At 63.1% G+C, this 26,905-nt stretch carries 23 protein-coding genes; 18 read left to right on the top strand and 5 right to left on the bottom strand.

Features of this window, described 5'->3' with window-relative positions; translation table 11 throughout:
- Window positions 1–73: 73 nt before the first annotated feature.
- Window positions 74–970 (top strand): PopZ family protein, encoded by an 897-nt coding sequence (locus X750_RS159320; RefSeq protein ID WP_023706013.1) that lies wholly within the window; start codon window positions 74–76, stop codon window positions 968–970.
- Window positions 971–1,236: 266 nt separating this feature from the next.
- The gene (locus tag X750_RS159325; RefSeq protein ID WP_023706012.1) at window positions 1,237–4,020 is read left to right on the top strand and encodes a valine--tRNA ligase; all 2,784 of its coding nucleotides are present in this window, start codon (window positions 1,237–1,239) and stop codon (window positions 4,018–4,020) included.
- Here X750_RS159325 and X750_RS1000000165655 read toward each other — a convergent pair.
- Window positions 3,969–4,298 carry a hypothetical protein gene (locus X750_RS1000000165655; RefSeq protein ID WP_156932363.1) on the bottom strand — a complete coding sequence of 110 codons (330 nt, stop codon included), beginning with the start codon at window positions 4,296–4,298 and terminating at the stop codon, window positions 3,969–3,971. The genes X750_RS159325 and X750_RS1000000165655 overlap by 52 nt on opposite strands.
- 81 nt (window positions 4,299–4,379) lie before the next feature.
- Here X750_RS1000000165655 and X750_RS159330 point away from each other — a divergent pair, with 81 nt between their 5' ends.
- From X750_RS159330 to X750_RS159340, 3 genes are all read left to right on the top strand, one after another.
- Entirely contained in the window at window positions 4,380–5,639 is a 1,260-nt protein-coding gene (locus tag X750_RS159330; protein ID WP_023706011.1) for an OmpP1/FadL family transporter, read from the top strand.
- A gap of 290 nt (window positions 5,640–5,929) precedes the next feature.
- Complete coding sequence (ilvD, locus tag X750_RS159335; protein WP_023688211.1) at window positions 5,930–7,654, top strand: dihydroxy-acid dehydratase; 1,725 nt, start codon at window positions 5,930–5,932, stop codon at window positions 7,652–7,654.
- On the top strand, window positions 7,641–8,465 hold the full coding sequence (locus X750_RS159340) for a tetratricopeptide repeat protein (protein ID WP_023714413.1): 825 nt from the start codon (window positions 7,641–7,643) through the stop codon (window positions 8,463–8,465). Before ilvD ends, X750_RS159340 begins: the two co-directional genes overlap by 14 nt.
- Window positions 8,466–8,666: 201 nt before the next feature.
- Here the strand turns inward: X750_RS159340 and X750_RS159345 are convergent, their stop codons facing one another.
- From X750_RS159345 to erpA, 4 genes are all read right to left on the bottom strand, one after another.
- Window positions 8,667–8,921 carry a hypothetical protein gene (locus X750_RS159345; RefSeq protein WP_245271807.1) on the bottom strand — a complete coding sequence of 85 codons (255 nt, stop codon included), beginning with the start codon at window positions 8,919–8,921 and terminating at the stop codon, window positions 8,667–8,669.
- A gap of 116 nt (window positions 8,922–9,037) precedes the next feature.
- A complete protein-coding gene (xth, locus tag X750_RS159350; protein WP_023746761.1) occupies window positions 9,038–9,832 on the bottom strand; it encodes an exodeoxyribonuclease III in 795 nt (264 codons plus the stop codon).
- Between the two features lie 8 nt (window positions 9,833–9,840).
- Window positions 9,841–10,233 (bottom strand): VOC family protein, encoded by a 393-nt coding sequence (locus tag X750_RS159355; RefSeq protein ID WP_023746760.1) that lies wholly within the window; start codon window positions 10,231–10,233, stop codon window positions 9,841–9,843.
- Window positions 10,234–10,237: 4 nt separating this feature from the next.
- Window positions 10,238–10,585, bottom strand: coding sequence for an iron-sulfur cluster insertion protein ErpA (gene erpA / locus X750_RS159360; protein ID WP_031242581.1), 348 nt, complete (start codon window positions 10,583–10,585; stop codon window positions 10,238–10,240).
- 76 nt (window positions 10,586–10,661) lie between these two features.
- Here erpA and X750_RS159365 point away from each other — a divergent pair, with 76 nt between their 5' ends.
- The 13 genes from X750_RS159365 (at window position 10,662) to X750_RS159425 (ending at window position 26,887) form a co-directional block, all read left to right on the top strand.
- A complete protein-coding gene (locus X750_RS159365; RefSeq protein ID WP_023716245.1) occupies window positions 10,662–11,876 on the top strand; it encodes a deoxyguanosinetriphosphate triphosphohydrolase in 1,215 nt (404 codons plus the stop codon).
- Between the two features lie 62 nt (window positions 11,877–11,938).
- Complete coding sequence (gene argS, locus X750_RS159370) at window positions 11,939–13,702, top strand: arginine--tRNA ligase (RefSeq protein ID WP_023739016.1); 1,764 nt, start codon at window positions 11,939–11,941, stop codon at window positions 13,700–13,702.
- A 103-nt stretch (window positions 13,703–13,805) separates the two neighbouring features.
- Window positions 13,806–17,216 carry an SPOR domain-containing protein gene (locus X750_RS159375; RefSeq protein ID WP_023746758.1) on the top strand — a complete coding sequence of 1,137 codons (3,411 nt, stop codon included), beginning with the start codon at window positions 13,806–13,808 and terminating at the stop codon, window positions 17,214–17,216.
- Window positions 17,217–17,349: 133 nt separating this feature from the next.
- Window positions 17,350–18,369 carry a beta-N-acetylhexosaminidase gene (nagZ, locus tag X750_RS159380; protein ID WP_023681654.1) on the top strand — a complete coding sequence of 340 codons (1,020 nt, stop codon included), beginning with the start codon at window positions 17,350–17,352 and terminating at the stop codon, window positions 18,367–18,369.
- Between the two features lie 173 nt (window positions 18,370–18,542).
- Complete coding sequence (locus tag X750_RS159385; RefSeq protein ID WP_023667690.1) at window positions 18,543–19,343, top strand: ScpA family protein; 801 nt, start codon at window positions 18,543–18,545, stop codon at window positions 19,341–19,343.
- Window positions 19,340–20,107: an SMC-Scp complex subunit ScpB gene (gene scpB / locus X750_RS159390; RefSeq protein ID WP_023707870.1), complete on the top strand. Its 768-nt coding sequence runs from the start codon at window positions 19,340–19,342 to the stop codon at window positions 20,105–20,107. Before X750_RS159385 ends, scpB begins: the two co-directional genes overlap by 4 nt.
- A gap of 180 nt (window positions 20,108–20,287) precedes the next feature.
- Window positions 20,288–20,509, top strand: coding sequence for a twin-arginine translocase TatA/TatE family subunit (locus X750_RS159395; protein WP_023681650.1), 222 nt, complete (start codon window positions 20,288–20,290; stop codon window positions 20,507–20,509).
- Between the two features lie 86 nt (window positions 20,510–20,595).
- The gene (tatB, locus tag X750_RS159400) at window positions 20,596–21,336 is read left to right on the top strand and encodes a Sec-independent protein translocase protein TatB (RefSeq protein WP_023739014.1); all 741 of its coding nucleotides are present in this window, start codon (window positions 20,596–20,598) and stop codon (window positions 21,334–21,336) included.
- A complete protein-coding gene (gene tatC, locus X750_RS159405) occupies window positions 21,333–22,208 on the top strand; it encodes a twin-arginine translocase subunit TatC (RefSeq protein ID WP_023667686.1) in 876 nt (291 codons plus the stop codon). Before tatB ends, tatC begins: the two co-directional genes overlap by 4 nt.
- 109 nt (window positions 22,209–22,317) lie before the next feature.
- On the top strand, window positions 22,318–23,622 hold the full coding sequence (gene serS, locus X750_RS159410; protein ID WP_023667685.1) for a serine--tRNA ligase: 1,305 nt from the start codon (window positions 22,318–22,320) through the stop codon (window positions 23,620–23,622).
- Complete coding sequence (gene surE, locus X750_RS159415) at window positions 23,622–24,383, top strand: 5'/3'-nucleotidase SurE (RefSeq protein WP_023739013.1); 762 nt, start codon at window positions 23,622–23,624, stop codon at window positions 24,381–24,383. The genes serS and surE overlap by 1 nt, the downstream gene beginning before the upstream one ends.
- Window positions 24,384–24,409: 26 nt before the next feature.
- Window positions 24,410–25,063, top strand: coding sequence for a protein-L-isoaspartate(D-aspartate) O-methyltransferase (locus tag X750_RS159420; RefSeq protein WP_023667683.1), 654 nt, complete (start codon window positions 24,410–24,412; stop codon window positions 25,061–25,063).
- A gap of 324 nt (window positions 25,064–25,387) precedes the next feature.
- On the top strand, window positions 25,388–26,887 hold the full coding sequence (locus X750_RS159425) for a peptidoglycan DD-metalloendopeptidase family protein (RefSeq protein WP_023688223.1): 1,500 nt from the start codon (window positions 25,388–25,390) through the stop codon (window positions 26,885–26,887).
- The last annotated feature ends 18 nt before the right edge of the window (window positions 26,888–26,905 follow it).

Genomic DNA, 26,905 nt, shown 5'->3' with positions numbered 1-26,905 from the left:
GATTTGCGCCTGATCCTCTTCGAAAATCGAAGATCGATTTTCGGGATCATGCGCGGGGGCGGCGGATGTGACGATGGCGACGGCAAGCAGCGCACAGCGCGAACCTTCCATGGAAGAAATACTGGCTTCCATCAGGAGGATCATCGAAGACAGCGACACCGGCCGCAAGCTGCCGGGCGACGCCGATGAGTTGCGCCAGGACCTTGTGCCGGCCGCCGGGCCTGTTTCGGATGTTGAGGCCTTCCGCAGCGAATTGCACAGCTCGACCGAAAGCAAGAAGCCGGTGACGCTGGCCGAGGTGCAGGCCCAACTGGCCGAGCCGGTGGTTGCGCGGCTGGAGCCGCGGTCCGAGCCGTCGCCAGTGAAGCCTGCCATTGCGGCAAATGCCACGACCGCCGCGCCACCCGCGCATGCTCCGATGACATTGGCGGAAGTAAGCGCCAGGATAGCCAGTGAGCCAGCTCCCGCCGTCAGGGCAGAAGCTGCAGTGCGGGCAAAGGCGGAAACCACCGACTCGATCGTCACGGATTGGCGCCGCGAAATCGCGGCCGTTGGCAATCAGGCAAAACCGGCTGACACAGTACGGCGGCCCGAGATCAGGCAGCCGAAGATCAGGCAGCCGGAGACTGAAAATCGGCAGGCAGCAATCGCGGAGGTCGAGGCTTTCGAGGACGATCTCGCTGCCGAGCCGGCTTTCGAGCCTCGTCCTTCGCGCAGCGAGCACGCGCGCCCGGCCGATACAACCCCGGCCCGTCCGGCGATCGTTTCGGAACATACGGGACGGCAGGTCGCAGCCGCCTTCGGCGAGCTCTCCGACGCCTTCGCCAGCCGCAGCAAGAAGACCTTCGACGAGATGGCCGAGGAGATGCTGCGGCCGATGTTGCAGGACTGGCTGGACAACAATCTGCCGACGCTGGTCGAGCGCCTGGTACGCGAAGAAATCGAGCGCGTCGCGCGCGGCGCGCAATAGACATCACCATAGCCCGTTCCGGATTAAGGCGCCGCCTTCGGGCGACGCTTTCGCTGCAGGTCAGCTTCCGGCCGATGTCGCGAACACGATCAGCTTACCGTCGGGATCGCTGACGATGAAGGTGCAGGCATGGCCTTCCCGTTGAAATGACCAGGGCCCCGCCTATTTGCGTTGAAGGACTGAGGCCGCCCTCGCGGTTGACTTGGCCAAAACCTTCCGATTTACACCGGGTCAGCAAAACTCCCGACCGCGCGGACCATTTTCCCATGCTTGAAAAGACCTACGACGCCAAGACCGTCGAGCCCAGGATCGCCAAAATCTGGGAAGAGGCGGACGCATTTCGCGCCGGCGCCGGCGCCGAGGAGGGGGCGGAGGCCTTCACCATCGTCATCCCGCCGCCCAACGTCACCGGCTCGCTGCATATGGGCCATGCACTCAACAACACGCTGCAGGACATACTCGTGCGCTTCGAGCGCATGCGCGGCAAAAACGTGCTGTGGCAGCCCGGCATGGATCATGCCGGCATCGCCACGCAGATGGTGGTCGAACGCCAGCTGATGGAAAAGCAGATACATCGCCGCGATCTCACCCGCGAACAGTTCATCGACAAGGTCTGGGAGTGGAAGGCCGAGTCCGGCGGCGCCATCTTCAACCAGCTGAAGCGGCTCGGCGCCTCGGCGGACTGGTCGCGCGAACGCTTCACCATGGATGAAGGCCTGTCCAAGGCCGTGCTCGAAGTTTTTGTCAGCCTCTACAAGGAAGGGCTGATCTACAAGGACAAGCGCCTTGTGAACTGGGACCCGAAGCTGTTGACGGCGATCTCCGACCTGGAGGTCGAGCCGCAGGAGGTCAATGGCAATCTCTGGCACTTCCGCTATCCGATCGAGGGCGAGATTTTCGATCCGGAAAATCCTGGGACATTCATCACCGTGGCGACGACACGGCCCGAGACGATGCTGGGCGATACGGCAGTCGCCGTGCACCCGGACGACGAGCGCTACTGGCATCTGGTCGGCAAGAATGTCGTGTTGCCGATCGTCGGCCGGAAAATTCCGGTTGTGGCTGACGAGTATTCCGACCCGGAAAAGGGTTCCGGCGCCGTCAAGATCACGCCGGCGCACGACTTCAACGATTTCGAGGTTGGCAAGCGCCACAAGCTGCCGGCGATCAACATCCTGACCATCGAGGCGGCAATAACGCTCAGGGATAACGAGGATTTTCTCGCCGGGCTCGACGTGACGCCGGAGCGCCAGGCCGTCTGGGACGAGCTCGACGGTCTCGACCGTTTCGTCGCGCGCAAGAAAATCGTCGAGCTGATGGAGGCCGGCGGCTTCCTCGACAAGATCGAGCCGCATCGCCACGCCGTGCCGCATGGCGACCGCGGCGGCGTGCCGATCGAGCCGTTTCTGACCGAGCAGTGGTATGCAAACGCCGCCGAGCTGGCCAAGCCGGCGATCGCATCGGTGCGCGAAGGCCGTACCAACTTCGTGCCGAAGAACTGGGAAAAGACCTATTTTGACTGGATGGAGAACATTCAGCCCTGGTGTATTTCACGCCAGCTGTGGTGGGGTCATCAGATCCCGGCCTGGTACGGGCCGGACGGCCGCGTCTTCGTCGAGAAATCAGAGGAAGAGGCGTTGGCTGCAGCGATTGAATATTATCTGGCGCTGGAAGGTCCATGGAAGGCCTGGGTCGAGGACAAACTCGAGAATTTCAAGCCGGGCGAGATCCTGAGCCGCGACGAGGACGTGCTCGACACCTGGTTCTCGTCTGCACTGTGGCCGTTCTCGACGCTCGGCTGGCCGGATCAAACGCCGGAGCTCAAGACCTATTACCAGACCGACGTGCTGGTGACCGGTTTCGACATCATCTTCTTCTGGGTCGCGCGAATGATGATGATGGGCCTGCATTTCATGCACGAGGAGCCGTTCCACACCATCTATGTGCACGCGCTGGTGCGCGACAAGAACGGGCAGAAGATGTCGAAGTCGAAAGGCAACGTCATCGATCCGCTCGACCTCATCGACGAGTTTGGCGCCGACGCACTGCGCTTCACGCTGACGGTGATGGCGGCGCAGGGGCGCGACGTGAAGCTCGATCCGGCGCGCATCGCCGGCTACCGCAATTTCGGCACCAAGCTGTGGAACGCGACACGCTTTGCCGAGATGAACGAGGTCGCGCGCAATGACGATTTCTGGCTGAACGACGCCAAGCTGCCGGTCAACCGCTGGATCCTGACCGAGCTGACCAGGGCGTCGCACGCGATGACCGAGGGCATCACCGGCTACCGCTTCAACGAAGCAGCGGGCGCTGCCTACCGCTTCGTCTGGAACCTGTTTTGCGACTGGTATCTGGAACTGCTGAAGCCGGTGTTCATGGGCGCCGACGAGGCGGCCAAAGCCGAAAGCCGCGCCTGCGTCGCCTTCGTGCTCGACGAGATCTACAAGCTGCTTCACCCCATGATGCCGTTCATGACGGAGGAGCTGTGGGCGCAGACGGCAGGTGGGGGCAGGCCGCGCGCAACGCTGCTGTGCCACGCCGCCTGGCCGTCGCCCGACTTCGAGGACGCCGATGCAGCCGCCGACATCAACTGGCTGGTCGATCTGGTCTCCGGTATTCGCTCCGTGCGCTCTGAAATGAACGTGCCGCCGGCGGCGATCGCGCCGCTGGTGGTGGTCGGCGCCAGCGCCGAGACTCACCAGAGGCTGGAACGCCATGCGTCCGCCATCAAGCGGCTGGCGCGGGTCGGCGACATCTCGCTGCAGGACGCCGCACCCAAGGGCTCGGCCCAGATCGTGCTCAACGAGGCGACGATCTGCCTGCCGCTCGGCAGCCTGATCGATCTGTCCGCCGAGGCGGCGCGGCTGCAGAAGGAACTGGCCAAGGTGACCGAGGAAATCGCGCGGTTGCACAAGAAGCTGTCGAACGAACGGTTCGTCGCCAGCGCGCCGGAAGAGATCGTCGCGGCCGAGCGCGAAAAACTCGACGAATACCGCGATCAGCAGGAGAAGCTTTCGGTGGCGCTGACCAGGGTGCGCGACGCCGGTTGACGGCCGGATTCGCGAGACGCTTGCAGCGCTTCGCGAAGGTTCTTTTGCTCGAAAAATAGGCGTTCCGTAACGTTAATATTGACGTAAACGGAAAGTTTCGACCTCATTGTTGCCATAATGTAACAATGGGGCAGAATGCCGGCAAAATAGCTGGTTTTGGGTGCTGTTTTCAGCGGTTTTACCTGATTTGTTCCCCAGTCTGCCGCCCAAATGGTCATTTTCGAACCTACCGGCCAGGCCGCCACTGTGTTCGAAATGCGGTCCGCTAGAGTGTACATGTACGCTATTCGAATTCATTGTTGCGCCGTTAACCCGAATTGGTTCTAGCTTGACGCACTAGTATTTCGGGGAGGACATCCATGAGCAATTTGCGTTTGAAAGCACTGCTGGGGGCAGGGTGTTTTTCGCTGGGTCTGATCGGTTCCGTGCATGCCGGCGGCCTGGAGCGCGGCGGCTATGACATCGATCTGCTGTTCGATCCCGCGCAGGTCACGGGCGAGGTTACCGGCACCTATGTGATGCCGCAGCGCGACCTCAAGAATGTGGTGGACGCGAATCCGGCTGACGGCCCCCTTAACGCGTTGGGCCTTTCCAACAGCGCCCGCGATACCGCAAGTTATTGGGTGCCGAGCGTGGGCATCAAGGCTGGTATGGGCCCGGTCGATTGTCTTGTCGACTATGGCCAACCGATCGGTGCGTACAGCAATCCCGGCGTTAACTGGGCCGGCGCGAACGGCAATATCGTAACCAAGGTCAAGAGCGAGGCCGTGGGCGGAACCTGCTCGTACAAAATGGACGTCGGCAAAGGCCAGTTTCGTTTCATCGGCGGCGTGTTCCATGAGGACGTCTCGGGCTTCAAGGAACAGCTGGTCGCTCCGCTTCCCGTATTTTTGGGTACAGGCATCGGGCGCCTTGATCTCAAGGGAGACGGCTGGGGATGGCGCGTCGGTGCCGCCTATGAAATTCCTGATATCGCGCTGCGCGCCAGCCTGGTCTACAATTCAGCCGTCAAGCTCGACAACCTCTCGGGGACCCTTGATCTGACCCAGGTTCCCGGATTCCTCGACCCAACTAATCCGATTTTGGGTCGCATAACCGACGTAAGCGGTTCTTCGGAGGTGCCTGAGTCTTTGGAACTCAAGCTCCAGTCAGGTATTGCTCCTGGTTGGCTCGCGTTTGGATCCATAAAGTGGGTCAATTGGAGCGTGTTGCAGAGCATACCATTCTGCCCGACCGGCGCCCCGGGGGCTTGCACCACGACCGGCCCCACCCGCGCTACATCGCTTGATCTGCTCTACCGGGATGGCTGGACGGTCTCAGGCGGTATCGGTCACAAGTTCAACGATCAGTGGAGCGGCGCCGCCATTCTGACCTGGGATCGCGGAACCTCCACCGGTCTGAGCGCCCAGACGGACACCTGGACGGTTGGCGGTGGCGTGGCTTACACGCCGACCCAGAACATCGAGGTTCGTCTTGGTGGGGCGCTGGGCGTGCTTACCAGCGGGTCGATCCATCCAGTCGTAGGCGACGATGGCGTCACCTATGGTACGGACTACACCGCTGACTTCGGCAACGATCTTGTGTCGGCCATTTCAACTTCGTTGAAGGTGAAGTGGTAAGCCTTTCAAATTGAAAAGAAAAAGGCCGGTCATCCCCGGTCTTTTTCTTATGCGGGCACCGCGTCGAGCCTTGTCGGCGAGAGTTGGCGTTGCAGATACGCCGCACGGGCGTCGCCTCTCGCGATTGTGACGTTTTGGCAACAGTTTCTGAACAACCCCCGCGCTAGACTTCCGCCCGACCAAATTGCCCATTTCCCGCCATAAACCCGGCGCACCTCGAATTTGTCTCGGGACACGCGCCAAAAGGCTCGGCGATGAGGCAGGCCGCGCCGCCCGCGGCAAGGAAGAGAATGGACGCCAAAGTCATCTCCAAGGCCAAGCTGCCTAGCCGCCATGTGACCGTCGGTCCGGCGCGTGCGCCGCACCGTTCGTATCTCTATGCCATGGGGTTGTCGGCGGCCGAGATCGCGCAGCCGCTGGTCGGCGTTGCCTCCTGCTGGAACGAAGCGGCGCCTTGCAACATCTCGCTGATGCGCCAGGCGCAAGTGGTCAAGAAAGGCGTCGCGGCCGCCAACGGCACGCCGCGCGAATTCTGCACCATCACCGTCACCGACGGCATCGCCATGGGCCACCAGGGCATGAAGTCGTCGCTGGTGTCGCGCGATGTCATCGCCGATTCGGTCGAACTCACCATGCGCGGCCATTGCTACGATGCGCTGGTCGGCCTTGCCGGCTGCGACAAGTCGCTGCCCGGCATGATGATGGCCATGGTGCGGCTCAACGTGCCGTCGATCTTCATCTATGGCGGCTCGATCCTGCCGGGCTCTTATCGCGGCCGCCAGATCACCGTGCAGGACGTGTTCGAGGCGGTCGGCCAGCATTCGGTCGGCACGGTCAGTGATGCCGAACTGCTCGAGATCGAGCAGGCGGCGTGTCCGTCCGCCGGCTCCTGCGGGGCCCAGTTCACCGCCAACACCATGGCCACCGTCGCCGAGGCGATCGGCCTGGCGCTGCCCTATTCCTGCGGCGCGCCGGCGCCTTACGAGATGCGCGACCGCTTCAATTTCGCCTCCGGCGAAAAGATCATGGAGCTGATCGCCAAGAACATCCGGCCGCGCGACATCGTCACGCTGAAGGCGCTGGAGAATGCGGCGACCGTGGTCTCGGCCACCGGCGGCTCGACCAATGCGGCTTTGCACCTGCCGGCGATCGCGCATGAGGCAGGCATCAAGTTCGACCTGTTCGACGTTGCCGCGATTTTCGAGAAGACGCCCTACATCGCCGACCTCAAGCCGGGCGGCAAATATGTCGCCAAGGACATGTTCGAGGCCGGCGGCATTCCGCTGTTGATGAAGACGCTGCTCGACCATGGCTATCTGCATGGCGACTGCATGACCGTGACTGGCCGTACTTTGGCCGAAAACATGGAGCATGTTGCCTGGAATGATAGCCAGGATGTGGTCCGTCCCGCCAACCGACCAATCACCCAAACCGGCGGTGTCGTGGGCTTGAAGGGCAACCTTGCCCCCGAAGGCGCGATCGTGAAGGTCGCGGGCATGACGGAGCTGAAATTCTCAGGTCCGGCACGGTGTTTCGATTCGGAAGAGGAATGTTTCGAGGCGGTCACGCACCGCAACTACCGGGAAGGCGAGGTTCTCGTCATCCGTTACGAAGGTCCGCGCGGCGGCCCGGGCATGCGCGAGATGCTGTCGACGACGGCGGCGCTCTACGGCCAGGGCATGGGCGGCAAGGTCGCCCTCATCACCGACGGTCGTTTTTCGGGCGCGACGCGCGGTTTCTGCATCGGCCATGTCGGGCCAGAAGCTGCCGTTGGCGGCCCGATCGGACTGCTGAAGGATGGCGACGTGATCTCGATCGACGCAACCAAAGGCACGATCGAGGTCGACCTGTCCGAGGCTGAACTGGCAACGAGGGCGAAGGCCTGGAAGGCGCGCACGACCGACTATCAGTCGGGCGCGATCTGGAAATATGCACAGACGGTAGGGCCAGCCCGCGACGGCGCGGTCACCCATCCCGGCGGTGCCAAAGAAACACATTGCTATGCGGATATCTGAGTTGTTGAGGTCGTCTGTCCTTCCGGCACTGGTCGCTGTTGCGATCTTTGGCGCCGTGGGCCAGGCCATGGCCTTCGACGACAAGGTGTTCGACGACAAGACCGGCGTGAAGCCGCAATCGAGCCCATGGGCCGTGTTCCAGTTCGGCTTCTCCGCCTACAAGAGCGGCCACAAGGAACAGGCGGTCGAGGCCTATAAATACGCCGCCGAAAACGGCCAGATCGGCGCCACCTGGAAGCTCGCGCGCATGTATGCCGAAGGCGACGGCGTGACGCGCGACGACTATGCGGCGTTCAAGTTCTTCTCCGAGATCGTCGATCAGGATGTCGAGCCGGGGTCGCCGGAGGAAAGCTATGTCTCCGACGCGCTGGTGGCGTTGGGCGACTATCTCAGGACAGGCATTCCCGGTAGCCCGGTCGAGGAAAACGAGGTCGCGGCGCAGGAATATTACATGCGTGCGGCCGCCAACTACCGCAATCCGAACGCCCAGTTCGAGATGGGCCAGATGTTCCTGAAGGGCGAGGGCGGCGTGAAGGCCAGCGTCAAGCAGGCCGGTCGCTGGTTCCAGCTCGCTGCCGAAAAGGGCCATGCCGGCGCCCAGGCGACGCTCGGCAATCTTCTGTTCCAGAGCGGCAAGATCGTGCGCGGGCTGGCCATGATGACCGCCGCGCTCGAACGCGCCTCGCCGAGCGACCAGCCGTGGATCCGCGGCATGCAGGAAGAGGCATTTGCCGCCGCCGGCGAAGCCGACCGCCGCACGGCGATTTCGCTTGCCGACGATCTTCTCACCAAGGGTGGTGACGACCAGTGAAATTGCCAATCTCCCCCCTTGTGGGGGAGATGCCCGGCAGGGCAGAGGGGGGCGCTGTCCCGCTGGCATTTCAGTTGACTAAAGTTTGCCCGGGTTGGACTGAGAGGGTGAGCTTGTTTGACCGAAAGGTCGCCTTTCTTCGCGCTCCCCCCTGGCCTGCCGGCCATCTCCCCCTCAAGGGGGGAGATTAGCTCACATCCATCAGTTCTCGGTGAGTTCCGCCGGCATCGCTCTGTACACCGGCATCGAGATCGGCGTGACGTGAAGATGCGGCTTAATCGTGCTGTCGGGACAGGTATCGCCGATCTTGGTCCATGAGGTGTTGTTGAGCACCAGGTCGCAGCGGGCCATATGGCTCTTGTCTGAAACCGTCAGGCAGGTGACCTGGCCGACTTGGTAGGACTTGCCATTGGCCAGGCACTGCTGGTCGGCAAGTGCCGCTGCAGGGGAGGCCATGGCAAATGCCAGGCCGATTGGACAAAGGAGGAATCGTAGTGCCATGGAACCCCAGCCGCCATGCTGATCTCTGACTGAATGGCGCGATTGTGGCGATATCAGGGTTTCGGCTGATATCAAGCCGGCAGCAGCGCCAGATCGATCGCCACCGGCACGTGGTCGGAAGGTTTTTCCCAGGCGCGCACGTGCTTTTCAATCGAGGCCGAGGAAAAGCGGTTGGCGGCTTCGGGCGACAACAGCAGATGGTCGATGCGGATGCCGTTGTTCTTCTGCCAGGCACCGGCCTGGTAATCCCAGAAGGTATAGACATCGGCCGCATCGGTGACGGCGCGCACTGCCTCGGTGAAGCCGAGATTCTTCAGCCGCCGGAAGGCCTGCCGGGTCTGCGGCTGGAACAGCGCATCGCCAAGCCAGTTCTCGGGGAAGCGCGCATCGAACGGCTCGGGGATGACATTGTAGTCGCCGGCCAGCACCAGCGCCTCCTCCAGAAGCAGGCGCTGCTCGGCCCAGCGATGCAGCCGTTCCATCCAGGCCAGCTTGTAGGGAAACTTCTTCTCGTCATCGACCGGGTTGCCGTTGGGCAGATAGAGCGAGGCGACGCGCAGCGCGCCCTGGTCGGTCGAGAACACGCCCTCGATGAAGCGCGCCTGCTCGTCGGTGTCATCACCGGGCAGGCCTGGGATAACCTCGTCGAACGGAAGCTTCGACAGCAGGGCGACGCCGTTAAAGCCCTTCTGGCCATGGGTTTCCACGTTGTAGCCAAGCGCCTCGATCTCGGCGCGCGGGAACTGCTCGTCGACCGACTTGATCTCCTGCAGGCAGACGATGTCGGGCTGGCTTTCGCTCAGCCAGTGGGTGAGGTTGCCGATGCGGGCGCGAATGCCGTTAATGTTCCAGGTGACGATTTTCATGGGCGGCCTCAGGGATGTTCGGGCGAAAGACGTTCGACAAGCCCGATCGTATTGCCTGCCGGGTCCTTTAGAAAGGCCATCCACTCGCTTTCCCCCGCCGTTCCGAACGTGCCTTCGGTGTCGTTGTGGACGAGCGCCGGCGGTGCGGTGAAGGGAACGCCGGACGCTTTCGCCTCGGCGTGGAAGGCTTCGAGCCCGGCTATATCGAGATAGACGGTGCCGGCCGGAACGCCATCGGTGAACAGCAACCTGATATCACCGGCCATGATGAAGGCAATGCCCGGCGGATCGTAGCGGGCGTGAACGTTGAGGCCGAGCACATCGCGCCAGAAGGCCAGCGTCACGTCGAGATCGCGCCCGGCCGACAGTGCGACCTGACGGACCTGGCCGACGCCGGACATCTGCCTAGATGGAGAAACTGGTGCCGCAGCCGCAGGAGGCGACTGCATTGGGGTTGCGGATCTGGAACGACTGGCCCATCAGATCGTCGACGAAGTCGATCACCGAGCCGCCCATATAGACCAGCGACAAATCGTCGATCAGCACGGTGGCGCCGTCCTTTTCGATGGCGACGTCGTCGTCATTGCGCGTATCGACCAGGTCGAACCTGTAGGAAAAGCCGGAGCAACCGCCGCCCTCTACGGAGACGCGCAGCGCCGTCTTGCCGGTCTCGCCAGAGACGATTTTCGCGATCCGCCTGGCGGCGGACTCGGTCATCTCGACTTTCATGGCAGTCTTGGCATCAGCGCCCATGGGCGTCACCTTGCTTTCGGTTTCACATGATAGGTATGAAGCGCGAAGGGGCAAGTCAACTGCGGCGGCATCAGCCATGACAAATGAGCTTGGCGACATTGGGTTCGGCTATCGGCCGCGCGCGGCCTATGCCAGCGACCCAGCCAGGTCGCGCGGGCGGCTCTATGACGAGGTCGAGAGCCCGACTCGCACGCCATTCCAGCGCGACCGCGACCGCATCATCCATTCCACCGCCTTCCGCCGCCTGAAGCACAAGACGCAGGTGTTCGTCGCCCATGAAGGCGACCACTATCGCACCCGGCTGACGCATTCGATCGAGGTCGCGCAGATTGCGCGGGCTCTGGCGCGAGCGCTGCGCGGCGACGAGGATCTGGCCGAGGCGGTCGCCTTGGTGCACGATTTCGGTCACACGCCGTTCGGCCATACCGGCGAGGACGCGCTGAACGAGCGGATGGCCCAATGGGGCGGCTTCGACCACAATGCGCAGTCGCTGCGCGTGGTGACGCGGCTGGAGCGGCGCTATGCCGAGTTCGACGGGCTAAACCTGACCTGGGAAACGCTGGAAGGGCTGGTCAAGCACAATGGGCCGCTGACAGATGCCAAGGGAAAAGGGCTCAAAGGCCCGGTGCCGCAGGCGATCCGCGACTATTCCGAGCTGCACGACCTCGAACTCGACCATTTCGCCGGCATCGAGGCGCAATGTGCTGCGATCGCCGACGATATCGCCTACAACACCCATGACATCGACGACGGCCTGCGCTCCGGCTTCCTGACCTTGGACATGCTGGAAACGGTGGCGCTGCCGGGATCGATCCTGGCAAGCGTGCGCGCGCGCTATCCGGGCCTGGACGATGTGCGCACCGGCCATGAGCTGATGCGCCGGCAGATCACGATGATGGTCGAGGATGTCATTGTTTCCACCACCGCCAATCTTGAGCGCATCAAGCCTGACAGCGCCGAAGCGGTGCGGGCGGCGGGCGAAACGATGGTGACCTTTTCCGCTGACGTGGCCGCGACCGAGAAGGAATTGAAGACCTTTCTCTACAAGCATCTCTACCGGCATGACGAGGTGATGCGCGTTCGCACTGAGGCCGAGCAGATCGTGCGCGACCTGTTCGATGTCTATTTCGCCGATCCGCGCGCCATGCCGGACGGCTGGCGGGAGGGGCTCGACCGGGCGGAGGACCGCATCAAGGCGCGCAGCGTCGCCGATTTCCTGGCGGGGATGACGGATACCTACGCCTTGAAGGAACACCGCCGTCTGTTTGACCATACGCCCGATTTAAGCTAGGGCGGGCGCGATTTGCCGGCCAATGAGCCGGTTCCCCTGCACAGTCCGCCAGAGCAAGACCCATGAACATCTTCGCCGATTTCAGCGCGCGAATCACAAAAGCCGTCGAAGCGCTTGATTTGAAAGACAGTAATGGCGTTTCGCCCGACCTGTCGCGCATCGCCGTCGAGCCGCCGCGCGACGCCAGCCATGGCGATCTCGCCACCAATGCGGCGATGGTACTGGCCAAGCCCACCGGGCAGAACCCGCGCGCGCTGGCCGAGCGGCTGGTGGAAGTGCTGCGCAGCGACGCCGATGTTGCCGAAGCCGACGTCGCCGGTCCCGGCTTCGTCAATCTCCGGCTCAAGGACGCTTTCTGGCAGGCACATCTGACTGCGCTGCTGGGCGAGGGGCAAAACTACGGCCGCTCGACCATTGGTGGCGGCAAGAAGACCAATGTCGAATATGTCTCGGCCAATCCGACCGGGCCGATGCATGTCGGCCATTGCCGGGGCGCGGTTGTCGGCGACACGCTTGCAAATCTGATGGCCTTCGCCGGCTATGACGTCACCAAGGAATACATCATCAACGACGCCGGCGCGCAGATCGACGTGCTCGGGCGTTCGGCCTTCCTGCGCTACCGCGAAGCGCTGGGCGACGACATTGGCGAGATACCGGCCGGTCTCTATCCCGGCGATTACCTTGTGCCGGTCGGTCAGGCGCTGGCTGCCGAATTTGGCCGCAAGCTCTTGCAGATGCCCGACGATGAGTCGCTGGTAATCGTCAAGGACCGCACGATCGACGCCATGATGGTGATGATCCGCGAGGATCTGGCGTTGCTCAATGTCCATCACGACGTTTTCTTCTCCGAGCGCACGCTGCATGCCGACAATGCCAGGAGGATCCGCTCGGCGATCAACGATCTGACGCTGAAGGGCCATATCTACAAGGGCAAGCTGCCGCCGCCCAAGGGCGAGAAGCCGGACGACTGGGAAGACCGCGAGCAGACGCTGTTCCGCTCGACGGCGGTCGGCGACGACATGGACCGGGCGCTGGTCAAGTCCGACGGCTCGTTCACCTATTTCGCCGCCGACGTCGCCTATCTCAAGGACAAGGTCGACCGCGGTTTCGTCGGCCTGATCTATGTGCTGGGCGCCGACCATGGCGGCTACGTCAAGCGGCTGGAAGCGCTGGCGCGGGCGATTGCAGGCGATGATCTGAAGCTGCAACTCACGGTGCTGCTGTGCAATCTGGTGAAGCTGTTTCGCGATGGCGAACCGGTTCGGATGTCGAAGCGGTCGGGCGACTTCGTGACCTTGCGCGAAGCGGTGGAGGAGGTGGGCCGCGATGCTATCCGCTTCATGATGCTCTACCGCAAGAGCGACGCGCCGCTCGACTTCGATTTCGCCAAGGTCACCGAACAGTCCAAGGACAATCCCGTGTTCTACGTGCAGTACGCTTCGGCGCGCTGTCATTCGGTGTTCCGGCAGGCGAGCGAGCAACTGGGCGAGGCCAATTTCGACCGCAACAGCCTGGCCGCGGCCTCGGCGTCGCTCACCGACGAGGGCGAGATCGGCCTGATCCGGAAGCTGGCTGAATATCCAAGGCTGATCGAATCCGCGGCCCTTGCGCTGGAGCCGCACCGGCTGGCATTCTACCTCTACGATCTGGCTTCCACCTTCCATGGACACTGGAATCGGGGCACCGAGAATCCCGACTTACGTTTTGTTAAGGTTAACGACCGACAATTGACTCATGCCAGACTAGGGCTGGTGCAGGCTGTTTCGGATGTTTTGACTTCCGGCCTGACGCTGATTGGGGCTGATGCGCCCACTGAGATGCGTTAGGTTTAACTAAAACACCTGTCACCATTTGCCCACATTGCGCTGGTAAGGGCCAACCCTACGCGACGTCCATGGCGTCCGAATGAGTGCGAGTTCGGGAACAATAATGGCAGACAGAACCCAGCTGAGAGTAGCCGACAACAACGACATCGCCGAAGATGATCCGTTCGCTGAACTGACCAGGATCATGGGTTTCGATCCGCGCCAGCCGGTCAAGCCGCAGGCGCCAGCCGTCGAGACGGCTGCGGACGAGGGCGATTTCGACATCGACCTCGAGAAGGAGTTGATGGGCGAATTCGGCGATGAAGTCGGTTCCATGGAGGCCAGCCAGCCAGCTCCCGAGGTTCACCAGCCTGCCGCTGAACCCTACGACTCTGCTGCCGAGATTCGCGAGCCGGCTTTCGAAACCACCGATGCCGCGATGGACAATGCGCTGGCTGCTTCGCTGGAATATGATTTCGTCTTCGACGATGCCGCCGATCTGGATTTCGGCGCTGCCCCGCAGGCTGCGGCTGCTCCCGTTGAACCCTCGTTTGCCGAACCTTCGTTTGCCGAGCCCGCATTCGACGAAGCTGCATTCGACGATGATTTCGACAATGCCGTCGCCAGCTCGCTGGAAAACGTATCGCCGCTCGAAGACGACCTGCCGATGGATGACGAGCTTGCCGCTTCGCTCGAGCAGGGGTTGCTGCTCGATGACGATGCGACCGTCGCCCATGCCGCAGATGTCGCCCAGGTTGCTGCTGCGACTGCCGACGATCTCGCGTTCGACGATGATTTCGACAATGCCGTCTCGATGTCGCTGGAAGACGAGCTGACGCTGGACGGTCCTGCGCCGGCGCAGGACCAGTATGCCGCGCCAGTAGCCGAGGCGCCGATCCATACCTTCGACGCCGTCGGAGTCGCCGACCACACTGTTGCCGACGAGGATTTTGCGGGTCATTTCGATGACGCGATGGCCGATGTCGACATGGACTTTGCGGCCCAGGATTTTGCAGCTCAGGATTTTGCAGCCCAGGATTTTGCAGCCGAGCATTTCGAGCCGCAGGCTTTCGAGGCTCAGCCTGTTGAGGCCGAGGATCCGGAAGAGAGCGATCTGCAGGTCAGCGCGCCGGTTGAGATGGATGCGCCGGAAGTGGACGAGACGCCGGCCTGGACCGTGGAGGCCAGCCCCTCTCATGAGACTGCGCACGAAGCATTCGACGATTGCGATCTGAGCATCGATGATGCGCTTGCCGATCACGAGCCGGTAGCCGAGACCGCACCCGCTCCGGTTCAGCTAGCTCCGGTCGCACCAGCCTATGTGGCGCCTACCAATATGGCGACCCCGGCCGCTCCGGTCGCTGACGAACGGACGTTGGAAGATGAACTCAACGCGCTGCTTGGCGCCATGACCACACCACGCCCGGCGCCAGTCGCGCCGATTCCGGTCGTCACCGAGCCCACCAGGGCTGCCGCCATCGAGCCCACCAGGACTTATGAGCCGGTTGCCCCGGTACAGCGGTCCGTCGCGACGCCAGTCGCTCCGGTCGATAATCTCGAGTGGGACCTGGACGAACACGCGCCGGCTCCTCAGGAGGCCCAGGCAAACGATTCCGATTTCGACGATCTGCTTGCCGGCGAACTTGAGAGCCATGAGCCCGAGATCGAGTTCAATGATCACGCCTTCGATGCGGCGCTCGCCAAGGGCATCGATCTCGGTAAGGACACGGCAGCACCGGTCGCTGGCGATTGGCGCTCGACGCCGCCGGAGCCGGCGCGTTCGTGGAGCCGCGTGACTCCCACCCCGGCCCCGCCTTCCTTTGCAGCGCAGCCGCAACCTTCTTTTGCAGCGCAGCCGCAAGCTTCTTTTGCAGAAAAGCCGTCCACGCCGCCAACAGCAGCGCCAACCTATCGCGACCAGTCGGTTGCAGCTGCTGCCTATGTGGCGCCGACGCCATCGCGCCAGGCGCCGCCTCACGCCGAGATGCCGGATGTCGAGACGATCGATGTGCCCGAGCGTGTGGTGGCGATTGCCGACGACCTCGACATTCCAGAACTCAGCTTCGAGCAAGACGAGCCGGCCGCCTATGACGACATCGACGCCGAATTCGCCGGCATGCTCAACGAGATGAACGCGGTGGAAGTGGCATCGCCCACTGCCGCACGCAGTGCCGGCTATGATGACGATTCCTACAGTTCCGGCTTCAGCTCGGGCCACGAGCTCGACCAGCGCGCCTATGCAGCGCGGCCAGCCGAAGTGCTTGCAGCCACGCAAGCTCACCACGCCGATGCCGCTGGCGGCTTTGACATGGACGATCTGCCCGGCAGTCAGCCGGTTTCGCAGGCCGACGATTTCGCGGTCGATGAACTCGACTACGATCCGGATCTGGACGAGGCGATGGCGGTGCCGGGCCTCGCCGAGCAGGAAGCCGCACGGCCGCGCAGGAGCGGCCTGCTGGTCGCGGGGGTCGTTGCTGCGGTGGCGATTGCCGGCGGTCTTGGCGCCTTCGCCTTGTCGTACGGCGGCAAGGGCGGCAGCGATGCGCCGGTCATTGTCAAAGCCGACAACAGGCCGATCAAGGTCAAGCCCGAAAATCCGGGCGGCGCCGTGGTGCCGAACCAGGACAACAAGGTTTATGATGCGGTCGCCAAGGGCACCAAGCCGGCCGAGCCGGTTCAGGAGAAGCTGGTCACCAACACCGAAGAGCCGGTCGATGTGAAGGCGCAGGAGCCTGAAAGCCGCGTCGTCGATCTGTCGCCCGACGATACCGGCGCTGCCCCAGGCCCCGACGCTGCCGGCAACCCCGAAGCTGCCGGCAACCCCGACGCGGCTGTCGCGCCGGCGCCAAAGTCCGAGGACCGCATCGCGCAGGTGCTGCAGGAAGCCGACAAGAACCCCGATACCGTCGCCGTTGCCCCGCGCAAGGTTCGGACCATGGTGGTCAAGCCCGACGGCTCGTTGGTGGCCCGCGAGGACTCGACGCCGGCCGCGCCGCAGGTTGCGGCGACTGAGCCGCTTGACCCGGCGCCGCAGCACGTCGCCCGTTCGGCCGATGCCGAGCAGACCGGCACCGTGGCGCCTGTCGATCAGGCAGATAGCGACCAGGCAAGTGCCGAGACCGCCAAGCCGGTGAAGCCGGCGGCTGCGCCGAAGGCTGAGACCCAGTCCGCCAACACGCCGCAGACGGTTGCCGTGGCGCCGCAGCGCCCGTCCGACCAGCCGGTCGACGTGGTCGGGGAGGTCAAGCCCGACCAGGTTGCCTCCATTCCGGCGACGGCTTCGACATCGGGCGGTTCGTGGTCGATGCAGATCGCTTCGCAGCCGACGGTCGAAAGCGCCCAGGCCAACTACGCCGACCTGCAGCGCCGCTATGGAAATGTGCTCGCCGGTCGCACCGCCAACATCGTCAAGGCGGAGATCGCCGGCAAGGGCACCTTCTACCGTGTCCGGGTGCCTGCGCAGTCGCGCAACGATGCGATCAATCTGTGCACCAGCTACAAGGCTGCCGGCGGCAACTGCTTCGTGTCGCGGTAAGGCCGGATCCAACTATCAGAGCCGGCGCGTTCCCAAGGGTCGCGCCGGCTTTTTCATGTGGATGGGCGAGAGGTTGAGGCGCTTGCCGTCCGGGGAGATTCCCTTTGGCGGCGCGAAGCCCTAAACTGGCGGAATGACCGAATCAAAATCCATGATCCTCGGCTGTGCCGGGAAATCGCTGACCCGCGAAGAAATCCGTTTCTATCGCAATGAATGCCCGTGGGGCTTCATCCTGTTTGCCCGCAACATCGGCGAAACGGAGCAGATCCGCGATCTGGTTGCCGAAATGCGCGACTGTATCGGGCGCCCCGATGCGCTGGTGTTCATCGACCAGGAAGGTGGCCGGGTGCAGCGCCTGCGGCCGCCGCTGGCGCCGAACTATCCCGCCGGCGGCGCGCTCGGCGCATTGTGGCGCAAGGACCATGATGCCGGCACCCGGGCTGCCTGGCTGATGGCGCGGCTGCACGCCTTCGACCTGTTGCGCTACGGTATCTCGGCCGATTGCCTGCCGGTGCTGGACGTGCCGATCGAGGGCGCCAGCGACGTCATCGGCGCGCGCGCCTATGGCAAGGAGCCGCGCCCGGTCATCGAACTCGGCCGCGCGGCAGCGGAAGGGCTGATGTCGGGCGGCGTGCTGCCGGTCATGAAGCACATTCCGGGCCATGGGCGCGCCTTTGCCGACACGCATTTCGAACTGCCTGTGGTCGATGCCTCGCTGAGCGACCTGCAGCGGCATGATTTCGCCCCGTTCCGCGAGCTTAGCCATCTGCCGATGGCGATGACGGCGCATGTCGTCTACAGCGCCATCGATCCGAACAACCCGGCGACCACGTCGGGCAAGGTCATCGACGAGATCATCCGCCGCGAGATCGGCTTCGACGGGCTGTTGATGAGCGACGACACCTCGATGAAGGCACTTTCTGGGGATTTCCCGACAAAGGCGGCCTCGATCCTTGCGGCGGGCTGCGATCTGGTCCTTCACTGCAATGGCGTTTTCGAGGAGATGGCGGGCATCGCATCGCGAACCACGGGACTTGAAGGGACGTCGCTGGAGCGCGCCAAGCGGGCGCTGACCTATATAAGGGATCGCGACCGGGCCGACGAAACCGAGATACGCGCCGAGTTTGCCACCTATTTCGACGCGGTGGCCTAGAGACGGATGATTTCAGGTCTGTTCGACCTGAAATCTGAATCCGTCTCTAAATTAGATAGAGAGAGCATGATGTCGTCCGAAAACCGCTTCACACGTTTCGGCATCATGCTCTAACCAGAGGTAAGGAACAAGTGGCGGAGACATTGGACAGCAAGGCTGCGAAGGCCGCACCGATGGACCGTCTGTGGGCCGAGAACGACGATTCACGGGTCACCGGCGACCCGTCGCTTGTCGTCGACGTCGCCGGGTTCGAAGGTCCGCTCGACCTCTTGCTGCATCTCGCCCGCAACCAAAAGGTCGATCTGTCGCGGATTTCCATCTTGGCGCTGGTCGAGCAATATCTGACCTTCGTCGAGACGGCGAGGGCGCTGAGGCTTGAGCTTGCCGCCGACTACCTGGTGATGGCGGCGTGGCTGGCCTTCCTCAAGTCGAAGCTCCTCATCCCCAAGCAGCCCGGCGAGGAAGGCGAAAGCGGCGAGGAACTGGCCGCGGTGCTGCAGTTCCGGCTGAAGCGTCTGGAGGCCATGCGCGACGCCTCGGCAAGGCTGGTCAACCGCAACCGGCTCGGCCGCGACGTGTTTGCACGCGGGATGCCTGAAATGGTCATCGTCGAGAAGCGTAACGCCTATTCGGCCTCGCTCTACGATTTGCTCACCGCCTATGCGCAGCAGCGCCAGAAACAGGCGATCACCAATGTGACAATTGCCCGGCGTGGCGTGTGGTCGCTCAAGGATGCGCGCGATATCCTGACCCGGCTGATCGGCTCGCTGCGCGACTGGACGGCGCTGGACAGCTATCTGATCAATTACCTGACCAGCCCGGACGAACGGCGTACCGCGATTGCCAGCTCGTTTGCGGCGTCGCTGGAACTGGTGCGCGAAGGCAGCATCGAGATGCGGCAGGACCAGGTGTTCGCGCCGCTCTATCTGCGCGGCCGCGCGCAGCCAATCAAGGCAGTCGAGGTGGCATCATGAGCGAACGCGCCAACGCTTCGGTCATTCCGTTCAAGGTCGAAGAAGAGACCGAGGAGGGCATTGTCGCCCAGGATCCGACTGATACCCTGCTTCTGAATCCTGGCGAACGGCTGCATATGGCCGAAGCCATACGCATGGCCGAGGCGATCGTGTTCGCCAGCGCCGAGCCGGTCAGCGAAAAGCAGCTCGCAGCCAGATTGCCCGACGGCATCAGCATAGCCGCTGCCATGGCTGAGCTGCAGCAGATCTATGCGCGGCGCGGCGTCAATCTGGTCCGGGTCGGCGATGCCTGGGCGTTCCGTACCGCCGGCGATCTCGCCTTCCTGATGAGCCGCGACACGGTGCAGCAGCGCAAGCTGTCGCGCGCGGCGCTCGAAGTGCTGGCGATCATCGCCTACCACCAGCCGGTGACGCGCGCCGAGATCGAGGACATCAGAGGCGTCGAGACCTCGAAGGGCACGCTGGATACGCTGCTCGAAACGGAATGGGTGCGCATGCGCGGCCGCCGCCGCACGCCCGGCCGTCCCGTCACCTACGGCACGACAGACACTTTCCTCGACCATTTCGCACTGGAGGAGATCCGCGATCTTCCCGGGATGGACGAACTGAAGGGGGCAGGGCTGCTCTCCGGCCGCATGCCGTCGAATTTCGCCATCCCGTTGCCGCCGGCCGATCCGGACGCGCTGACCGAGGACGAGGATGCGTTGACCGACATCGATCTCGAGGAACTCGGCCTGCTGACGCCGCGCGTCACGGAAGATTGACCGCAAGCCGCTGTCAAAAAGCTGCATTGCTGCGGTAGATGCGCCGATTGGTAGCGGGCAGCTTTGCCGAAAATGCGTGACATAAGCCGCGCCTTCATAAACTTTGTCGCTGTTGTGTTTGAATCCCAACGCGAAAACGCATAGATCATCGCCAGGGAAAACATTCGAGAGAGAGTTACAATGGGTTCATTTTCGATTTGGCACTGGATGATCGTGCTGGTGATCGTGCTGCTGGTGTTCGGCCGCGGCAAGATACCCGAGTTGATGGGCGACATGGCCAAGGGCATCAAGAGCTTCAAGAAGGGCATGGCCGACGACGATACCGCCGAAGACAAGCGCACCGTCGAGCACCGCCCGGACGAGACCGTTTCGGCAGTGAAGGAAAAGGCCAGCAAGAGCTGAGCCGAAGGTTGTTGCTTTTGTGCAAGTCGTTGTCCCAAAACCGCTTCGCACTTTTGGGCGACAAGCACTAGTCGGAACTGATTGCCATGTTTGAAGTCGGCTGGACCGAAATGCTGGTGATCGCGATCGTCATGATCGTGGTCGTCGGACCCAAGGATTTGCCCAATATGCTGCGCACCTTCGGCCGCACGACGGCGAAGCTGCGTGCCATGGCCTCCGACTTCCAGAAGCAGTTCAACGAGGCGTTGAAGGAAGCCGAGCTCGACGACGTCAAGAAGTCTGTCGATACGCTGCGCGGCCTCAATCCGGCGGCCGAGATTCGCAAGCAGCTCAATCCGTTCGAACAGGCGGCAGCCGAGGTTCGCTCCGGCGTCGATGCGGTGATGAAGCCGAAGCCCGCCGTCGACCCCTCAACGCCCGCGGCAGAAACACCACAGCCGGCCGAGCCGCTCAAGAACGGCGCGACGGTGATGCCGGGTGTCAACGGACCGGAAACAGCGCCGGCGGCGCCGATTCTTCCGGCGATGACCGATCAGGCGGTGGTGACACCGGGTGCAGCAACAGCAGCGCCACGAAACGCGCGCGCCAAGGGGGCTGCGATATCAAAGGCCCCGGCAACCAAAACAGCGGCAGCCAAGGCAGCACCGGCAAAGCCGGCGCCTGCGGCGAAGGTTGCGGCCAAGCCGTCAGCGGCGCCCGCCAAGGCTGCACCTGGAAAAGCCGCCACCAAGCCCGCTGCTGCACCGAAGGCAGTCGCAAAGGCTGAGCCGAAGCTTGCGCCGGCCACGAAGCCCGCGTCCAAGAAGACGGCGGGGGCCGCCAAGTGAGCATTACGGATAGCGAAAAGGACGAGATCGAGAAGTCGTCGGCTCCGCTGATGGAGCATCTGATCGAACTGCGCCGGCGGCTGATCTGGTCGATCGGCGGTTTCTTCGTCGCCTTCCTCGTCTGCTTCTTCTTTGCCAAGAAGCTGTTCAATCTTTTGGTCGTTCCGTTCAAGTGGGCCACGCAGTGGGCCGGGCTCGATCCGCACAAGGTCGAGCTGATCTATACGGCGCCGCAGGAATTCTTCTTCACCCAGGTCAAGCTCGCCATGTTCGGCGGCATGGTCATCGCCTTTCCGCTGATCGCCACGCAGATCTACAAATTCATCGCGCCAGGCCTCTACAAGAACGAACGCAACGCCTTCCTGCCGTTCCTTATCGCATCGCCGATCCTGTTCCTGATGGGAGCGTCGCTGGTCTATTTCTTCTTCACGCCGATGGTGATGTGGTTCTTCCTCGCCATGCAGCAGGCCGGCACCGACGACCAGGTGCAGATTTCGCTGCTGCCGAAAGTGTCGGAATATCTCAGCCTGATCATGACGCTGATCTTCTCCTTCGGCCTGGTGTTCCAGCTGCCGGTGGTGACCAGCCTGATGACGCGCGTCGGCATGCTGTCGTCGAAGGCGCTGGCCGAGAAGCGCAAATGGGCGATCGTCATCGCCTTCGTCGTCGCGGCGGTGCTGACGCCGCCTGATCCGATGAGCCAGATCGGTTTGGCCATCCCGACCATCCTGCTCTACGAGGTGTCGATCTGGGCGGCCCGGCTGATCGAGCGCGATCAGGTCAAGCAGAAGCTGGCGCGCGAGAAGCAGGAAGCCGCCGAAGCCGTGGCCGAAAAGGCGGCGGACGCGTCCTCAAAGCAGGCTCGTTCATAGGCTGTCGCGTTCGGGTATCCGCGTTAGCGGAAAAACGCGACAGCCGCCATCTTGCATCGATGAAGGATGCGGTTTACGCCCTCAGGCCTTAGCTCGAGGACGACCAACCATGCTTGATATCAAATGGATTCGCGACAACCCGAAGGCCCTTGTCGAGGCGCTGGCCAAGCGCTCGTGGTCGGCTGACGAGGCGCAGTCCACGGTCGATGAGCTGATCAAGAAGGACGAAGCGCGGCGCGAGCACGTCACCGAGCTGCAGACCAAGCAGGAACGCCGCAACGCCGCCTCGAAGGAGATCGGCAACGCCATGCGTTCGGGCGACACGGCACTTGCCGAAAAGCTCAAGGCCGAAGTCGGCGATATCAAGACCTTCATCCAGAATGGCGAGGCGCGCGAGCGCGAGCTCGACAAGACGCTGAACGATGCGCTGGCGGTGCTGCCGAATGTGCCGCTCGACGACGTGCCGGTCGGCAAGGACGAGCACGACAATGTCGTCAAGCATATCGTCGGCGAGGTGCCGACCCGGCCGAACTGGGTGAAGGAGCATTTCGAGATCGGCGAAGCGCTCGGCATGATGGATTTCGAGCGGGCGGCAAAGCTGTCGGGATCACGCTTCACCGTGCTGAAGAGCGGGCTGGCGCGGATGGAGCGCGCCATCGGCCAGTTCATGCTCGATCTGCACACGACCGAGCATGGCTATGAAGAAGTCATCCCGCCACTGATGGTGCGCGACGAAGTGCTTTTCGGGACCAACCAGCTGCCGAAATTCGAGGACGACCTGTTCTTCGTGCAGCATGGCGATGGCCGGCTCGGGTTGATTCCAACCGCCGAGGTCCCGCTCACCAACCTGGTGCGCGAAGAAATCACGGCCCATGAAAAGCTGCCGCTGCGCTATACGGCGCTGACGCCGTGCTTCCGCTCGGAAGCGGGCTCCGCCGGCCGCGATACGCGCGGCATGTTGCGCCAGCACCAGTTCTACAAGGTCGAGCTGGTCTCGGTCACCGACCAGGAGTCTTCGCTCGCCGAGCACGAGCGGATGACGCAGTGCGCGGAAGAGGTGCTGAAGCGACTGGAGCTGCCGTTCCGCACCATGGTCCTGTGCACGGGCGACATGGGGTTTGGCGCGCGCAAGACCTACGACATCGAGGTCTGGCTGCCCGGCCAGAACGCCTATCGCGAAATCTCGTCCTGCTCGGTCTGCGGCGACTTCCAGGCCAGGCGCATGGATGCCCGCTACAAGGACCGGGATGGCAAGGGCAACCGCTTTGTGCACACGCTGAACGGTTCGGGCACCGCTGTCGGCCGTGCGCTGATTGCCGTCATCGAAAACTACCAGAATGAGGATGGCAGCGTAACCATTCCTGAAGTGCTGCGGCCTTATATGGGCGGTCTGGCGAAGATCGAATCGAAGTAATGCGCATCCTTCTGACCAATGATGACGGCATCCATGCCGAGGGCCTGGCGTCGCTCGAACGCATCGCCCGCACGCTGTCGGACGATGTCTGGGTCGTGGCGCCGGAGCAGGACCAGTCCGGCTACGCGCACTCGCTGTCGATCTCGGAGCCGCTCCGGCTGCGCAAGATCGGCGAGAAACACTACGCCGTGCGCGGCACGCCGACCGACTGCGTCATCATGGGCGTCAAGAAGATCCTGCCTGGCGCGCCGGACCTGATCCTGTCCGGTGTCAATTCCGGCGCCAACATCGCTGACGACGTCACCTATTCCGGCACCGTCGCCGGCGCCATGGAAGGCGCGCTGCTCGGCATCCGCTCGATCGCACTCAGCCAGGGTTATTCCTATGTCGGCGAGGACCGCGTCGTTCCCTACGAGACCACCGAAGCGCTGGCGCCGGCGCTGCTGAAAAGGCTCGTCGCCATGCCGCTGCCGGACGGCGTGCTGCTCAACGTCAACTTTCCCAACTGCCTGCCTGACGAGGTTGCCGGCACCGTCGTGACGTCGCAGGGCAAGCTGGTGCACAGCCTTTGGGTCGACGAGCGCCGCGACGGGCGCGGCCTGCCTTATTACTGGCTGCGCTTCGGCCGCGAGCCGGTCGAGGGCAAGCAGGGCACCGATCTCCATGCTCTGCGCAACCGGCTCGTGTCTGTGACGCCGCTGCAGCTTGACCTCACCGCGCATAAAATCCGTGACCAACTGACCAAGGCGCTGTCTGAATAAGGTGTTCGCATGAAGAAGGTTCTGGCATGAACTTGCCGCTCGACGATCGCGAGGGTTTTGCCGCTTTCCTGCTGCGCCTGCGCGGCCAAGGCGCGGTGCCGAAGGCGCTGATCGCAGCCTTCGAGGCGACGCCGCGGCGCGGCTTCCTCAACGGCCAGTTCCATTCCATCGCCTGGTCGGACGGCATGCTGCCGATCGAATGCGGCGAGGCGATCGAGGGCGCCGATCTGCAGGCGGCGGTGATTGCGGCCCTGGCAATAGAGCCCGGCAACCGGGTGCTGGAGATCGGCACCGGCTCGGGCTACACGGCAGCGGTGATGTCGCGGCTCGCGGCGCGCATCGTCAGCGTCGACCGCTACAAAACGCTGGCCGAGCAGGCCAGGCAACGCTTCGAGGCGCTCGGCATCGGCAATGTCATCGTGCGCCAGGCCGACGGTTCCAACGGGCTTGCCAATGAAGCGCCGTTCGACCGCATCGTAGCCTGGGCGGCTTTCGACAGCCTGCCGCGCTTCCTGCTCGACCAATTGTCGAGCGGCGGCATCGTCATTGCCCCGATCGGGCCGGAGGAGGGCGAGCAGGTGCTGGCCAAGCTGACCAAGGTCGGCAGCCGCTTCGAGCGCGAGGATATCGGCACCGTGCGCCTGCAGCCGATCCTGCGCAGCGTCGCGGCGGTTATTTAGGTGCGCTGATATTCATGTGAGGCCGGCCTGCAAATGGCAGGTTCCTGCGCTTCCGGTGCTCACATGTTTGAGTACGCTCCGCTCCGGCCTTCGCCGGTCGAAGCCGTCATAAATGCCTCCGCTCTATGAAGGCTACGGCCGGCGTAGGCCGGTTCTCAGAACCTGTCATTTTCGACTCGGCCTGACCTGAATCTCAACGCACCTTCGGCGCGTTCGAAAATGTTTTAAGAAAATTTGCGTCTGATTCTATGGGGTTAACCCGCCAGTAACATTAACGCGCTTTAATCATGACCAGTGTGTACCGGGTCTGTGCGGGTTAGTGCGATGCAATTCAGTGTTTTGAAGGCAAACGGGCGTACTCTGTCGCGGGGCTGCGCTGTCCTCATGCTAGCCGGAGTGGCGGCGGGGTGTAGCTCCCAAGTCTCGCGGTTCAATGGTGTCGACGACGTCTTCACCTCCTCGACCAACAATCAGCGCGCCATCATCGACAAGCAGAGCACCGCTCAGCCCTATCCGGGCGATGTGGCGGCCGAGCCGATCGCTGCGGCACCTGTCGATGGCAGCCATAACCAGTCGGTCAGCCGCTCCAGCCTGGAGCCGGTCACCGTCCAGCAGCTGCCGCCGCCGAGCGCGCCCAAAGCTGCTCCGATGCGTACCGCTTCCGCGCCGGCGCTTGCACCGGCACCGCATGTCGACAGAACGACTACCGGCACCGTCCAGCCGGCGAGGCCGTTCAAGAATGCCGGTGACTCCGATCCGAAACCAGTTGCGGCTGGTACGCCGCATGCGACCGAGATCGTGGTCAGCGACGGCGAGACCATTTCCGGCATCGCTCATCGCTATCATGTGCCCGCCGACGTGATCATGAAGGTCAACGGCTTGAGCGCCACCAAGGGGCTGAAGACCGGTCAGAAACTGGTCATCCCGGCCTATGCCTATTCAAGCAAGGGGACAGAGCCGAAACTTGCCGACGGCAAGCCGGCAAACAGCCCCAAGGCGCCGGCGCCGGAAAAGGTCGCCGTGCTGCCGCAGCAGCCGAAACTCAAGGACGGCAAGTCCGCCGCGCAGGTTGACGCTTCGGCAGCGAACAAGCCGAAGACCGACAAGCCGGCGCAGACGGCCTCGGCCGCGCCAAAGGCCGGCGCGGGCACCTACACGGTCCAGTCAGGCGACACCATGTCCTCCATCGCCAGGAAGACCGGCGTCGGCGTCGTGGTGCTGAAGCAGGCGAACGGCATGCAGGACGGCCTGCTCAAGATCGGCCAGACGCTGAAGGTTCCGGCAGGTGGCACCGCAACGGTCGCCAGCGCCAAGCCGGCCAAAGTTGATCCGGTGACGACCGCGACCACCCAACCGGCGGCAAAGCCGACGGAGACACTCGCCACCTACACGCCGCCGAAGAAGGACGCCAAGGTTATCCAGCAGGCCGAGGACGACGATGCTGTTGCGCCCGATGCCACCGGCATCGGCAAGATGCGTTGGCCGGTGCGTGGCCGCGTCATCTCCAATTTTGGTGGCGGCAAGGATGGTGTCGACATCGCCGTGCCTGAGGGGACGCCGGTCAAGGCGGCCGAAAACGGCGTGGTCATCTATGCCGGCGACGGCCTCAAGGAATTCGGCAATACGGTTCTGGTGCGCCACGAAAACGGGCTGGTCACCGTCTATGGTCACGCCAGGTCGATCGAGGTGCAGCGCGGCCAGAAGGTCAAGCGCGGCCAGGAAATCGCGCTGTCGGGCATGAGCGGGACCACCGACTCGCCGAAACTGCACTTCGAAGTGCGCAAGAACTCGGCCCCGGTCGACCCCTCTGGCTATCTCGAATAGAACAATAAACGTTTTGCA

Source organism: Mesorhizobium sp. LNJC391B00 (assembly GCF_000502535.1).
GTDB lineage: Bacteria > Pseudomonadota > Alphaproteobacteria > Rhizobiales > Rhizobiaceae > Mesorhizobium.
Note: the sequence above shows the minus strand (reverse complement) of the source record. Positions and strands in the feature narration are given on the sequence as shown.